The 13,149-nt window shown below is 65.9% G+C and carries 12 protein-coding genes; 4 read left to right on the forward strand and 8 right to left on the reverse strand.

Annotated elements, in window-relative coordinates; all coding sequences use genetic code 11:
• Positions 1 to 142: 142 nt before the first annotated feature.
• From RALTA_RS11705 to RALTA_RS11720, 4 genes are all read left to right on the forward strand, one after another.
• A complete protein-coding gene (locus RALTA_RS11705) occupies positions 143 to 685 on the forward strand; it encodes a TRAP transporter small permease subunit (protein WP_012353642.1) in 543 nt (180 codons plus the stop codon).
• Complete coding sequence (locus RALTA_RS11710) at positions 682 to 2,409, forward strand: TRAP transporter large permease (RefSeq protein ID WP_012353643.1); 1,728 nt, start codon at positions 682 to 684, stop codon at positions 2,407 to 2,409. Before RALTA_RS11705 ends, RALTA_RS11710 begins: the two co-directional genes overlap by 4 nt.
• Before the next feature lie 380 nt (positions 2,410 to 2,789).
• A complete protein-coding gene (locus RALTA_RS11715) occupies positions 2,790 to 3,026 on the forward strand; it encodes a FitA-like ribbon-helix-helix domain-containing protein (protein ID WP_041232189.1) in 237 nt (78 codons plus the stop codon).
• A complete protein-coding gene (locus RALTA_RS11720; protein WP_012353645.1) occupies positions 3,013 to 3,429 on the forward strand; it encodes a type II toxin-antitoxin system VapC family toxin in 417 nt (138 codons plus the stop codon). The genes RALTA_RS11715 and RALTA_RS11720 overlap by 14 nt, the downstream gene beginning before the upstream one ends.
• Positions 3,430 to 3,494: 65 nt before the next feature.
• On the opposite strand, the gene RALTA_RS11725 is transcribed toward RALTA_RS11720, so the two are convergent.
• The 8 genes from RALTA_RS11725 to RALTA_RS11760 form a co-directional block, all read right to left on the reverse strand.
• Positions 3,495 to 5,765, reverse strand: coding sequence for an arginine/lysine/ornithine decarboxylase (locus RALTA_RS11725; protein WP_012353646.1), 2,271 nt, complete (start codon positions 5,763 to 5,765; stop codon positions 3,495 to 3,497).
• Between the two features lie 147 nt (positions 5,766 to 5,912).
• On the reverse strand, positions 5,913 to 6,479 hold the full coding sequence (gene dcd, locus RALTA_RS11730) for a dCTP deaminase (protein ID WP_012353647.1): 567 nt from the start codon (positions 6,477 to 6,479) through the stop codon (positions 5,913 to 5,915).
• Positions 6,480 to 6,572: 93 nt separating this feature from the next.
• Positions 6,573 to 7,403 carry a formate dehydrogenase accessory sulfurtransferase FdhD gene (locus RALTA_RS11735; protein WP_012353648.1) on the reverse strand — a complete coding sequence of 277 codons (831 nt, stop codon included), beginning with the start codon at positions 7,401 to 7,403 and terminating at the stop codon, positions 6,573 to 6,575.
• 55 nt (positions 7,404 to 7,458) lie between these two features.
• A complete protein-coding gene (locus RALTA_RS11740) occupies positions 7,459 to 7,818 on the reverse strand; it encodes a hypothetical protein (RefSeq protein WP_012353649.1) in 360 nt (119 codons plus the stop codon).
• Positions 7,819 to 7,851: 33 nt separating this feature from the next.
• Positions 7,852 to 9,072, reverse strand: a complete 1,221-nt coding sequence (locus RALTA_RS11745; RefSeq protein ID WP_012353650.1) for a formate dehydrogenase subunit gamma — start codon at positions 9,070 to 9,072, stop codon at positions 7,852 to 7,854.
• Positions 9,073 to 9,121: 49 nt separating this feature from the next.
• The gene (locus RALTA_RS11750; RefSeq protein ID WP_012353651.1) at positions 9,122 to 9,358 is read right to left on the reverse strand and encodes a hypothetical protein; all 237 of its coding nucleotides are present in this window, start codon (positions 9,356 to 9,358) and stop codon (positions 9,122 to 9,124) included.
• On the reverse strand, positions 9,355 to 10,053 hold the full coding sequence (fdh3B, locus tag RALTA_RS11755; protein WP_012353652.1) for a formate dehydrogenase FDH3 subunit beta: 699 nt from the start codon (positions 10,051 to 10,053) through the stop codon (positions 9,355 to 9,357). The genes RALTA_RS11750 and fdh3B overlap by 4 nt, the downstream gene beginning before the upstream one ends.
• Positions 10,054 to 10,068: 15 nt before the next feature.
• Positions 10,069 to 13,101 carry a molybdopterin-dependent oxidoreductase gene (locus tag RALTA_RS11760; protein WP_012353653.1) on the reverse strand — a complete coding sequence of 1,011 codons (3,033 nt, stop codon included), beginning with the start codon at positions 13,099 to 13,101 and terminating at the stop codon, positions 10,069 to 10,071.
• Between the last annotated feature and the right edge of the window lie 48 nt (positions 13,102 to 13,149).

Genomic DNA, 13,149 nt, shown 5'->3' on the forward strand with positions numbered 1-13,149 from the left:
CCGTGGCGCGAGCCCGGTGGCTTTTTTCATTGGTGCCGGGCGCTTTGGCGCAATCTCGCCATCGCCCGTAGGTAGTAGCCCCTAGCGCCGCCACTTTTTGTTACAGATAAACTAAGCGCCGCAAAAACCGGGGAGACAACCCATGTATTACTTGCTTGGTCTGTCACGACAGATCGACAGGTTGAATCAGCACACTGGCAGGCTTGCAAACATCATGATCCTGCTGTCGTGCCTGATCAGCGCCGGCAACGCGCTGCTGCGCTATGGCTTCAACTTGAGCGACAACTGGCCACTCGAACTGCAGTGGTACATGTTTGCCATTGCCGTGATGTTCGGCGCCTCCTACACCTTCCAGCGCAATGAACACGTGCGCGTGGACCTGATCTACGGCAACGTCTCGGAGCGCGCGCAGCACTGGATCGACATCTTCGGCATCCTTGTGTTCCTGCTGCCCTCGTGCGTGCTGTTCACCTGGCTGTCGTGGGAATCGCTGTTTCTGCCCTCGTGGCGCATCCTCGAGCAATCGGGCAACTCCGGCGGCCTGCCGCGCTACCCGATCAAGCTGGTGGTGCCCGTCGGCTTCGCCCTGCTGACCCTGCAAGGCGTGTCCGAGCTGATCAAGCGCTTCGCCGCCCTCAAGGGCCTGGTGCGCATCGAATCCAAGTACGAGAGGCCGGTTCAATGATCCCGCTGGAATATATGCCGCCGATGATGTTCGGCGGCCTGGTGCTGTTCATGCTGATCGGCTTCCCGGTCGCATTCTCGCTGTCGGCGGTGGGGCTGGCCTTCGGCTTCCTGGCGATCGAATGGGGCTATTTCCCGCTCAGCTTCCTGCAGGCCATCCCGAGCCGCATCTTCGGCAGCGTGCTGGGCAACGAACTGTTGCTGGCAATCCCGTTCTTCACCTTCATGGGCGCGATCCTGGAGAAGTGCGGGCTGGCCGAGGACATGCTGGACTCCATGGGCCAGCTGTTCGGTCCGGTGCGCGGCGGCCTGGGTTACTCCGTGATCCTGGTGGGCTTTATCCTGGGCGCCATTACCGGCACGGTGGCCGCACAGGTGATCGCCATGGCGATGATCTCGCTGCCGGTGATGATGCGCTACCGCTACAACATGAAGTACGCCACCGGCGTGCTGGCGGCATCGGGCACCATCACGCAGCTGGTGCCGCCCTCGCTGGTGCTGGTGGTGCTGGCCGACCAGCTCAAGACGCCGATGGGCAGTGCCGACGTGGGCAGCATGTACCTGGGCGCCTGGGGGCCGTCGGTCATCCAGATCGCGCTATTCGCGCTATACACCTTCTTCCTGACGCGCTTCAAGCCTGACTGGCTGCCGCCGGTCCCGGCCGAAGCCCGTACCCTGCGCGGCTGGGCGCTGTGGCGCAAATGCCTGCGCGGCATCGTCCCGTGCGCGGTGCTGATCTTCCTGGTGCTCGGCACCATCATGCTCGGCATTGCCACGCCGACGGAATCCGGTGCCATGGGCGCGGTTGGCGCGCTGGTGCTGGCCGTGATCCGCGACAAGGCCTTTACCCGCATCGACCGCCAGATCTACCGCGTCGGCATCGCCGCCGCTCTGGTAGCCGCCGCGGTGGGCGTCTTTGCCTTCGGCTCCCACGCCTTCCGCATCCCGCTGGCGGTGATGTACCTGGTGATCGTCTGGCTGCTGCTGCGCGCCGGCCAGATGACGGACCTGCGCCTGCTTATCGTCGACGCCTACCAGTCCACCGCACGGATCACCGCGATGGTGGTATTCATCCTGATCGGCTCCACCTGCTTCTCGGTGGTATTCCAGGGCGTGGACGGCGGCGCGTGGGTCGAGCATCTGTTCACCTCGCTGCCGGGCGGCTGGATCGGGTTCCTGATCGTGGTGAACCTGTTCATCTTCTTCCTGGCCTTCTTCCTGGACTTCTTCGAGATCGCCTTCATCGTGGTGCCGATGCTGGCGCCGGTGGCAGTCAAGGTGCTGGCACCGGTGGTCGCCGACTCCATGGGCGGCAACCCGGAAGCCGCGGCAACGGCAGCGCTGGTGTGGTTTGGCGTGATGCTGTGCGTGAACATGCAGACGTCCTTCATGCACCCGCCCTTCGGTTTCGCGCTGTTCTACCTGCGCGGCATCGCCCCGAAGGAAGTGAGGAGTTCCGACATCTACTGGGGCGCCCTGCCCTGGGTCGGCCTGCAAATGGTCATGGTGCTGCTCGTGATGTTCTGGCCCGGCATGGTGACCGGTCTGCTCGACAAGGGCTCGCTCAAGCATAGCAACGCGGCGGAAGTCAGTATCCCGCTGGGCGGTGAACCCGAGAAGCCGGCATCGGCGCCGGCCGGGGGCTCGCCGGGTTCACTGGAACTGCCGGGTGCCGCGCCGGCGCCGGAGCCGGCCGTGCCGCAGTTCGAGTTCGAGAAGAAATAGGTCGCAGCCTGATCGCCGACCACAGGCCCCGCAGCAATGCGGGGCTTTTTCATTGCGGCATGGCCGCGCCCGCGGTGCCACGCGCCGCTGCACCGCCTCTTGCGCAGCGCTGACGCCCCACGGCAGCGGCGTCGCGACGAAGCCATCCGCGCGATTGCGAATCGGCTCATCGACCAGCGGGCCGGCACGGCCCAGACTGGCTCCTGTGTCCAGCCCATGACCCAGGAGGCACCATGCCGAGCACCATCCCAAGCACCAAGCCGAGCACCCAATGCGCGGGGCAACCCGCCGCAACACCGATCTACTGCCTGCCATCGATGCGTGACCGCCGTAATGATAACAATGCTATCATCGCTCCATCCAACGGTGAGGAGCTCAAGATGGCAACCCTACTGGTTCGTGGCATCGATGAAGTGCTGGTCCAGCGCCTGCGCGAGCAGGCCGTCGCCAACGGCCGCAGCGCCGAGGCGGAACACCGCGCCATCCTGGCCCAGGCGCTGGGCGGCACGGCGCGGCGCAGCTTTGCCGAGGTGCTGTCCGGCATACCGGACGTCGGCCAGGACGCCGACTTCGAGCGCATCCAGGATACGGGCGAGGCGCCGCGTGTATTTGATTGATACCAACGTCATCAGCGAGACGCGCAAGCGCGAGCGCGCCAACCCTGGCGTGCGCGCGTTCTTCCGGCAGGCCGCGCGCGAAGAATTCGCGCTCTACCTGTCGGCGCTGACCGTGGGCGAACTCCAGCGCGGCGTGGCCCTGATCCGCCATCGCGGCGACGCGGTGCAGGCGGCGCTGCTGGAGCGCTGGCTGGCCAATGTGCTGGAGGATTTCGGCCGGCACGTGCTGCCGGTCGATGCCGAGGTCGCGCAGGTGTGGGGTCAGTTGCGCGCGGCGCGGCCGGAGCACGCGCTGGACAAGTTCATCGCCGCCACCGCGCTGATCCACCGCCTCACCATCGTGACGCGCAATGTCGCGGACTTCCGCGGCACCGGCGCGATGGTGATGAATCCATTCAGCTAGCGCAAAAAGAAAAGGGCCCCGCCGTGGCGGGGCCCTTCCAGCAACGGCGCGAGGCTGGCTGGCGCTCAGGCGCCCTGCTTCACGCAGTCGACGAAGTACGCCTTCTTGCCGTCGACCTCGTCCTCCACCAGGCCGTGGATGTCGGTCTCGAAGCCCGGGAACAGCTTGTTGAACTCGCGCGCGAACTTCAGGTATTGCACGATGGTGCGGTTGAAGCGCTCGCCCGGAATCAGCAGCGGAATGCCCGGCGGGTACGGCGTCAGCAGGATCGCGGTGACGCGGCCTTCCAGGTCGTCGACCGGCACGCGCTCGATCTCGCGATGGGCCATCATGGCCCAGGCGTCCGACGGCTTCATCGCCGGCTCCATGTCCGACAGGTACATCTCGGTGGTCACGCGCGCCACGTCGTTGGCCTTGTACACGCTGTGGATCGCATCGCACAGGTCACGCAGGCCCATGCGCTCGTACTGCGGATACTTGCCGACGAATTCCGGCAGCACGCGCCACAGCGGCTGGTTCTGGTCGTAGTCGTCCTTGAACTGCTGCAGCTCGGTCACCAGCGAATTCCACCGGCCCTTGGTGATGCCGATGGTGAACATGATGAAGAACGAGTACAGCCCGGTCTTCTCGATGATGATGCCGTGCTCGGCCAGGTACTTGGTGACGATCGCCGCCGGGATGCCGCGGTCGCTGAACTCGCCGTCGACGTCCAGGCCCGGGGTGATGATGGTGGCCTTGATCGGGTCGAGCAGGTTGAAGCCGTCGGCGAGGTCGCCGAAGCCGTGCCAGCGCTCGTTGGCCTTCAGCATCCATTCCTCGCGGTCGCCGATGCCGTCTTCGATCAGCGCGTCCGGGCCCCACACCTTGAACCACCAGTCGCCGTTGTTGCCGGCATCGTAGTCGCCCTCGACCTTGCGCATGGCGCGGCGGAAATCCATCGCCTCCTGGATGCTCTCTTCCACCAGCGCGGTGCCGCCCGGCGCTTCCATCATCGCCGCGGCCACGTCGCACGAGGCGATGATCGAGTACTGCGGGCTGGTCGAGGTATGCATCAGGTACGCTTCATTGAAGCGGTAGCGGTCCAGCTTGCGCGTCTCGGAATCCTGCACCAGGATCTGCGAGGCCTGCGACAGGCCAGCCAGCAGCTTGTGCGTGGACTGCGTGGCGAACACCAGCGCGTCCTTGCTGCGCGGGCGGTCCTTGCCGATCGCGTGCATGTTGCGATAGAAGTCGTGGAACGCGGCGTGCGGCAGCCAGGCTTCATCGAAGTGCAGCGTGTCGATCTCGGCCGCCAGCATTTCCTTGATCTGCTCGGCGTTGTACAGCACGCCATCGTAGGTGCCCTGGGTGATGGTCAGGATGCGCGGCTTCTGGTTCTTGGCCTTGCTGGCGAACGGGTGGTTGGCGATCTTTTTCCTGATCGTCTGCGGATCGAACTCGCTCTTCGGGATCGGGCCGATGATGCCGTAGTGGTTGCGCGTCGGCATCAGGAACACCGGGATCGCGCCCGTCATCATGATCGCGTGCAGGATCGACTTGTGGCAGTTGCGGTCCACCACCACGATGTCGCCGGGCGCCACGTTGGCGTGCCACACCATCTTGTTCGAGGTGGAGGTGCCGTTGGTGACGAAATACATGTGGTCGGAGTTGAAGATGCGCGCGGCATTGCGCTCCGACGCGGCCACCGGCCCGGTGTGGTCGAGCAGCTGGCCCAGTTCGTCGACGGCGTTGCAGACGTCGGCGCGCAGCATGTTCTCGCCGAAGAACTGGTGGAACACCTGTCCCACCGGGCTCTTCAGGAACGCCACGCCGCCCGAGTGCCCCGGGCAGTGCCACGAATACGAGCTGTCCTGCGCGTAGTCGATCAGCGCCTTGAAGAACGGCGGAGCGAGCGTGTCCAGGTAGACCTTGGCTTCGCGGATGATGTGGCGCGCCACGAACTCGGGCGTGTCCTCGAACATGTGGATGAAGCCGTGCAGCTCGCGCAGGATATCGTTGGGGATATGGCGCGAGGTGCGGGTCTCGCCGTACAGGAAGATCGGCAGGTCCGAGTTGCGGCGGCGCACCTCGGCGACGAAGGCGCGCAGCTTCTCGATTGCGGCGGCCTCGAGTTCCTCGCTGTCGCTGGCGAACTCGTCGTCGTCGATCGACACGATGAAGGTCGATGCCCGGCTGGCTTGCTGGGCGAACGAGGTCAGGTCGCCGTAGCTGGTCAGCCCCATGACTTCCATGCCCTCTTTCTCGATCGCCTCGGCCAGCGCGCGGATGCCGGAGCCGGAGATGTTCTCGGAGCGGAAGTCTTCGTCAATGATGATGACGGGGAAGCGGAATTTCATCGGGCATCCTTGATGGAAAGCAGGACATAAAGGACTTGAGCCACATGGCCGGCAGGGGTTCCCTGCGACGGCGGCATGTGGCTCTCACGTCAGGTTTGGCGGCCCTGGCGGGCTCGCCGTGCCGGCAGACGCCGGATTGTAATGCGCTCAGGTCTTCGGCAGTGTGACACCGTGCTGGCCCTGGTATTTGCCGCCCCGGTCGGCGTACGAGGTCTCGCAGATCTCGTCGCTCTCGAAGAACAGTACCTGGGCGCAGCCCTCGCCGGCGTAGATCTTGGCCGGCAGCGGCGTGGTGTTCGAAAACTCCAGCGTCACGTAGCCTTCCCACTCCGGCTCGAACGGCGTCACGTTGACGATGATGCCGCAACGGGCGTAGGTGCTCTTGCCCAGGCAGATGGTAAGCACGCTGCGCGGGATGCGGAAATACTCCATCGTCCGCGCCAGCGCGAAGGAATTCGGCGGAATGATGCAGACATCACCCTTGAAGTCCACGAAGGACTTCTCGTCGAAGTTCTTCGGGTCGACGATGGTGCTGTTGATATTGGTGAAGATCTTGAATTCGTCGGCGCAGCGGATGTCGTAGCCGTAGCTCGAAGTGCCGTACGACACGATCTTGCGCCCGTCGGCCTCCCGGACCTGGCCTGGCTCGAACGGCTCGATCATGCCGTGCTGCTCCGCCATGCGGCGGATCCATTTGTCGGATTTGATGCTCATAAGGTTGGGAGGATAGACGGCTCGGAGTGCGCCGCATTGTACAACCAATCGGCGCGCGCCCTTCAAGCGTGAAAGTCGCCGTGCAAGTGGCTGTTACGCCACGATATCTTCGGGCTGGCGGTGACGGAAGCGCTCGCGCCCCGTATAGAGCAGGAAGTGCTTGCCGGTGCAGCGCGCGAACAGCGTCAGGTTGACGCGCCGGGCCATCTGGTAGCCCATCTGCGTCACGCCCGAGCGCGACAGCAGGAACGGGATGCCCATCTGCGCGCCCTTGATCACCATTTCGGAAGTCAGGCGCCCGGTGGTGTAGAAAATCTTGTCGCCGCCGCTCATGCCTTCAAGCCACATGCGTCCGGCGATGGCGTCGACCGCATTGTGGCGGCCGACGTCTTCGACGAACATCAGCAGTTCGGTGCCCTGGAACAACGCGCAGCCATGCACCGAGCCGGCCTGCTTGTACACCGACTGCTGCAGCCGGATGGTGTCGATGATGCCGTACAGGGTGTCCTGGTCCAGCGTGGCGCCCACCGGCAGCCGGATGTTGTCGACCTCGTCCAGCAGCGAGCCGAACACGGTGCCCTGGCCGCAGCCGGTGGTCACCACGCGGCGCGCGGTGCGCTCCTCGATGCGATCGACGCCGGTGCGGGTGGTCACCGCGGCCGACTCGGTTTCCCAGTCGACCTGCACCGCGGCAATGTCCTCGATCGATTCCACCAGGCGCTGGTTGCGCAGGTAGCCCAGCACCAGGTGCTCGGGCGCGCCGCCCAGCGTCATCAGCGTAACCAGTTCGCGCTTGTCGAGATAGACCGTCAGCGGCCGCTCGCCCGGCAGGTAGGCCGCGCGCACGCGTCCTTGCTCGTCGACGACTTCCACTTCTTCGATCAGGGGAACGGCTGCCTGGGTAAGCTCGGGACGCAAGGTCATGACGAGGGACTCGGGGCTGCGGGTGAAGCCCCGAGCGGCATGCACGGGGCGGAAGTTACGGCGCCTTTGCGGAAGATTGTACCGCGCCTGCCGCGGGGGCACCGGCGGTGCTGGCGATGGCAGGGGCCGAGGCCACGAACGGCCCCGGATCGGCGCAGGCGGCGGTCTGCACCGGGTCACGCACCTGCTGTCCGTGCGCCTTGCGGTCGGCCAGGTAGCGCGTGGCGACCTTGTCCTGGGCGCGGCACAGCTGGTAGGCCGCAACCTTGTCCGACCAGGCGGCACGCGCCCGGGTCTCGGCGGCCTTGGCCTGCTGGGCTTCGGTCGGCGGCGGCAGCTTGGCCAGCGCGTCCGGGGCGAATGCCGCACCGGCGGCACCGGCGGCTACGGCGATCAGTGTCAGGATGCGTGTCATCGTCAGACCTTCTTATTTGTCGTGGGGCCCGCTTCAGGCTTCGCCGGGGCTTTGCCGCGCCGGCCGGGCCGCGGCGGCATCCGGGCTGGCCGAACGCTGGGCCGGGATCTTGCCGGACTTGATGTCGTCGTACCAGAGCTCGTGGTGCTCCTTGGCCCAGGCCTCGTCGACCCAGCCATCGCGCATGGCACGGTAGGCGCCTTCCATGCCGATGGTGCCCATGTAGATATGGCCGCACGCCATCGCAATCATCAGCACCGCCGAGATCCCGTGGATCACGTTGGCGATCTGCATGGTGGCGCGGTAATAGTCCATGCCCGGCACGATCATGTCGAGCACCCAGCCCGAGGCCGACAGCACCAGCCCGAACAGGAACACGCCCGCCCAGAACCACATCTTCTCGCCGGCGTTGAAGCGCCCGCTCGGCACGTGCTTGCCCGACGCCAGTCCGCCGAGGCTGGTGACCCAGCGGACGTCGTCGCGGCTGGGCAGGTTGTCGCGCAGGAACACCACGAAGCCGACGATCACCGACAGCGTGAAGATCGGCCCCACCACGTTGTGCAGGTTCTTCAGGATGTAGCTGAGCCAGCCGAACAGCATATGGCCCATCAGCGGCAGCAGGAAATGCTTGCCCAGCAGCATCACGATGCCCGACACCGCCAGCACCACGAAGGAAATCGCCATGGTCCAGTGCACGATGCGCTCGAGCGGGGTAAAGCGCTCGATCATGCGGCCGGTCTTCGGCGTGCGCAGCGGGATGGTGCCGCGCCACAGGAAGAAGCCGAGGATCGCCACCGGCACGATCAGCAGCAGCCAGCCGCCCCAGACCGTGATGACGCCGTTGCGGAACAACCGCCACGACTGGCCGGTGCGCTGGATCAGCACCCCGGCTTCCTTGTCGGGCAGGCTGCTGTAGTGGCGCTGGTCGGAATTGACCTCGCGCCACATCGGCGCGTTGTTGCCGGGCTGCGTGATGCTGCGCTGCTGCTGCGACCTCGCCTCGGCGGCGATGTCGCGCGGCGGGATGTTGAAGATGTTCTCCGACGCAATGCCGGCCAGCGGCTGCGCAGGATGCGTGGCCGGGTTGTTGGCGTCGGCGCTGGCCGATTCGGTCGCCGGTCCGGTCGACGGCCCGGGCGCGGGCGCCGGGGCCTGCGCGGCGGCATTGCCTGCCACCGCAGCCAGTGCCAGCGCGCCGGCGGCCAGCCAGCCACGCCAGCCCGCGGCCCGGCATCGATTGTGCGAAGGCGTCATAGCCCCTCCTTCAGCTCCCGGATACCGGGAAGTCCACACAGCGGCGCGTTCATTGCACCCGGTTGTACTCGTTCTGCAACTGGTTGCGCTGGCGGATCTGGTTGTTCCAGCTGGTGCGGTCGCCCGCGGTCCAGCCCTTGGCCACGAACGGATCGTCCGGTGCCCCCTGGAACGCCTGGGCGTCGGCCTTGCGGTGCGACGGGCCGATGGTCTGCGGCTTCTCGCCGCACGCGGCCAGCAGCACGCCGCACAGCGACACCAATGCAACGACGCGGATGCGAATCATGACGCCTTCCCTCCTGCAGGTGCCGTGGCCGCCGGCGCGGTCGGCGCGGCGGGCGCCGTTGTTGCGGGGGCGGCCTGGGGTGCCGGTGGCGCGGGCTTCGTGCCGGCCTGGTTGCCATAGGCCGTGCCCCAGCCAAACACGTCGCCGCCGGTGCCGCGCTTGATCACACGGTTGCGCAGGATGTCGGCGATCACGTCGCCGTCGCCGCCCAGCAGCGCCTTGGTCGAGCACATCTCGGCGCACAGCGGCAGCTTGCCTTCGGCCAGGCGGTTGCGGCCGTATTTCTCGAATTCGGCTTCCGAGCCGTTCTTCTCCGGGCCGCCCGCGCAGAAGGTGCACTTGTCCATCTTGCCGCGCACGCCGAAGGTGCCGGTCGACGGAAACTGCGGCGCGCCGAACGGGCAGGCATAGGAGCAGTAGCCGCAGCCGATGCAGACGTCCTTGTCGTGCAGCACCACGCCGTCTTCGGTGCGGTAGAAGCAGTCGACCGGGCAGACCGCCATGCAGGGGGCGTCCGAACAGTGCATGCAGGCCACCGAGATCGATTTCTCGGCGCCGACCATGCCATCGTTGACCGTGACCACGCGGCGCCGGTTCACCCCCCAGGGCACCTCGTGCTCGTTCTTGCAGGCAGTGACGCAGCTGTTGCACTCGATGCAGCGCTCGGCGTCACAGATAAATTTCATGCGTGCCATGGTGTTCCTCTGCGCTTAGGCAAACCGCTCGATCTGGCAAATGGTGGTCTTGGTTTCCTGCATCATCGTCACCGCGTCATAACCATACGTGGTGGCGGTGTTGACCGCTTCGCCACGCACCACCGGCATCGCGCCCTCGGGGTAGTAGTCCTTCAGGTCCTTGCCCTGCCACCAGCCCGAGAAGTGGAACGGGACAAAGGCGGTATCCGGCCCGACCCGCTCCGTGACCAGCGCGCGCACCTTCAGCCTGGCGCCGGTCGGCGTCTTGACCCAGCAGTAGTCGCCGTTGCGGATGCCGCGGTCGGACGCTGCGCGCGGGTTGATCTCGACGAAGTTCTCCTGCTGCAGTTCCGCCAGCCACGGATTCGAACGGGTTTCCTCGCCACCGCCTTCGTACTCGACCAGCCGCCCGGAGGTCAGGATGATCGGGAACTTCTCGGCCACCTTGTTCTCGAGGTTGCGCTGCTGCACCGACTTGTACAGCGTCGGCAGCCGCCAGAACGCCATCTTGTCGTCGTGGGTCGGGTACTTCGCGACCATGTCGGGGCGTGTGGAGTACAGCGGCTCGCGGTGCTGCGGGATCGGGTCCGGGAAATTCCACACCACCGCGCGCGCCTTGGCGTTGCCGAACGGATGGCAGCCATGGTTCTTCAGCACCACGCGCTGGATGCCGCCGGACAGGTCGGTCTTCCAGTTCTTGCCCTCGGCCTTGGCCTTCTCGGCATCGGTCAGGTCGTCCCACCAGCCCAGCTTCTTCAGCAGCACGTGGTCGAACTCGGGATAGCCGGTGGTGATCTCCGCGCCCAGCGAGTGCGAGCCGTCCTCGGCCAGCAGGTTGACGCCGTCGCGCTCCACGCCGAAGTTAGCGCGGAAGTTGCCGCCGCCGTCCATCACATGCTTGGTGGTGTCGTACAGGTTGGGCGAGCCCGGGTGCTTCAGCTCCGGCGTGCCATAGCACGGCCACGGCAGCCCGAAGTAATCGCCGGTCAGGTCATAGCCGGTCACCGGGTCCTTGCCCGACTTGCAGCGCAGCGTCTTGACGTCGAACATCTGCATATTGCGCATGTGCGACTTCAGGCGTTCGGGCGACTGGCCGGTGTAGCCGATGGTCCAGTTGCTGGCGTTGATCTCGCGAAGGATCGATTCCGGCTCCGGCTCCATCCAGGTCCGGCCGGCCCGCTTGACCTCGATCATCTTGTAGTTCTTCGACAGCTCCTTGCCGAAGCCGAGCTTGTCGGCGAACGCCTGCATCAGCGTGTGGTCGGGCATCGATTCGAACAGCGGCTCGATGACCTTCTCGCGCCATTGCAGCGAGCGGTTCGAGGCCGTGCACGAGCCCGAGGTCTCGAACTGCGTCGCCGCGGGCAGCAGGTACACCGCGCGGTTGGGGTTGACCTTGTCGCCTTCGGCCGGCGGCATGTTGGCCATGGCCGCGGTTGCCGACGGGTACGGGTCCACCACGACCAGCAGGTCCAGCTTGTCGAGCGCCTTCTTCATTTCCAGGCCGCGCGTCTGCGAGTTCGGGGCATGGCCCCAGAAGAACACGCCGCGCACGTTGTTGTCCTGGTCGATCAGTTCGTTTTTCTCGGTGACGATATCGATCCAGCGCGACACCGTGGTGCCGGACTTCTCCATCATCGCCTGCGACACGAACTGCTTCTTGATCCATTCGTAGTCCACGCCCCAGACCGCCGCATAGTGCTTCCATGCGCCGGTGGCCAGGCCGTAGTACCCCGGCAGCGAATCGGGGTTCGGGCCCACGTCGGTGGCGCCCTGCACGTTGTCGTGGCCGCGGAAGATATTGGCGCCGCCGCCCGATACGCCGATATTGCCCAGCGCCAGCTGCACGATGCACGAGGCGCGCACCATCGCGTTGCCGATGGTGTGCTGGGTCTGGCCCATGCACCACACCAGCGTGCTGGGCCGGTTCTTGGCCATGGTCTCGGCCACCAGGTAGACCTGCGCCTCGGGCACGCCGGTGACCTCCTCGACCTTGTCGGGGGTCCACTTGGCCAGCACCTCTTCCTTGACCTTGTCCATGCCGTAGACACGGTCGTTCAGGTACTTCTGGTCTTCCCAGCCATTCTTGAAGATGTGGTACAGCACCCCGAACAAGAACGGGATGTCGGTGCCCGAGCGGATCCGCACATAGTGATGCGCCTTGGCCGCGGTGCGCGTGAAGCGCGGATCGACCACCATCACCTTGCAGCCGTTCTCCTTGGCATGCAGCAGATGCAGCATCGACACCGGGTGCGCCTCGGCCGCGTTCGAACCGATATACAGCGCCGCCTTGGCGTTCTGCATATCGTTGTACGAGTTGGTCATCGCACCGTAGCCCCAGGTGTTGGCCACGCCCGCCACGGTGGTGGAGTGGCAGATGCGCGCCTGGTGGTCGGTGTTGTTGGTGCCGAAGAACGACACCCACTTGCGCAGCAGGTAGGACTGTTCGTTGCTGTGCTTGGAAGACCCGACGAAGAACATCGAATCCGGGCCGCTCTGCTGGCGGATCTCCTTCATCTTCGCGGTGATCTCGTCGAGCGCCTGATCCCAGCCGATGCGCTGGTACTTGCCATTGACCAGCTTCATCGGGTACTTGAGCCGGTATTCGCCGTGGCCGTGCTCGCGCAGCGCGGCGCCCTTGGCGCAGTGCGCGCCCATGTTCAGGGGCGAATCGAACACCGGCTCCTGGCGGATCCACACGCCGTTCTGCACCACCGCATCGACCGCGCAGCCGACCGAGCAGTGGCCGCACACGGTGCGCCTGACCACGATGCCGGTCTTGCCGTCGCCGGCGGCCTTCTTGTCGTCGGCGGCGTCGGCCTTGCGCAGCAGCGTCAGCTGCCCGGCCGCGAGGCCGGCGCCGACGCCAATGCCCGAGCGCTTGAGGAAACTGCGGCGGTCCATGGTCGGCATGGCGCCGGCCAGGCTGGCCGCGAGTCGTTGGGAGAGCCGGCCGGAGCTTGCGCCGGCGGAGTCGGGCCGGTTGGCGTGGCCGTCAGCGAGGCGGGCGGATGCGCCCTGCGCCGCGCGTTTGCGGGTCAAGATCATGTCTCACCTCAGAAACGGACGACTGGATTGCGTCCGGTTGCAGGCGGC

The organism is Cupriavidus taiwanensis LMG 19424 (genome assembly GCF_000069785.1).
In the GTDB taxonomy this organism is placed as follows: domain Bacteria; phylum Pseudomonadota; class Gammaproteobacteria; order Burkholderiales; family Burkholderiaceae; genus Cupriavidus; species Cupriavidus taiwanensis.

Coding starts and splice junctions, on each gene's coding strand:
- RALTA_RS11735 (WP_012353648.1), bottom strand. CDS start 7,403: ATGACCTTGCGTCCCGAGCTTACCCAGGCAGCCGTTCCCCTGATCGAA.
- RALTA_RS11760 (WP_012353653.1), bottom strand. CDS start 13,101: ATGATCTTGACCCGCAAACGCGCGGCGCAGGGCGCATCCGCCCGCCTC.
- dcd (WP_012353647.1), bottom strand. CDS start 6,479: ATGAGCATCAAATCCGACAAATGGATCCGCCGCATGGCGGAGCAGCAC.
- RALTA_RS11725 (WP_012353646.1), bottom strand. CDS start 5,765: ATGAAATTCCGCTTCCCCGTCATCATCATTGACGAAGACTTCCGCTCC.
- fdh3B (WP_012353652.1), bottom strand. CDS start 10,053: ATGGCACGCATGAAATTTATCTGTGACGCCGAGCGCTGCATCGAGTGC.
- RALTA_RS11715 (WP_041232189.1), top strand. CDS start 2,790: ATGGCAACCCTACTGGTTCGTGGCATCGATGAAGTGCTGGTCCAGCGC.
- RALTA_RS11750 (WP_012353651.1), bottom strand. CDS start 9,358: ATGATTCGCATCCGCGTCGTTGCATTGGTGTCGCTGTGCGGCGTGCTG.
- RALTA_RS11745 (WP_012353650.1), bottom strand. CDS start 9,072: ATGACGCCTTCGCACAATCGATGCCGGGCCGCGGGCTGGCGTGGCTGG.
- RALTA_RS11710 (WP_012353643.1), top strand. CDS start 682: ATGATCCCGCTGGAATATATGCCGCCGATGATGTTCGGCGGCCTGGTG.
- RALTA_RS11705 (WP_012353642.1), top strand. CDS start 143: ATGTATTACTTGCTTGGTCTGTCACGACAGATCGACAGGTTGAATCAG.
- RALTA_RS11740 (WP_012353649.1), bottom strand. CDS start 7,818: ATGACACGCATCCTGACACTGATCGCCGTAGCCGCCGGTGCCGCCGGT.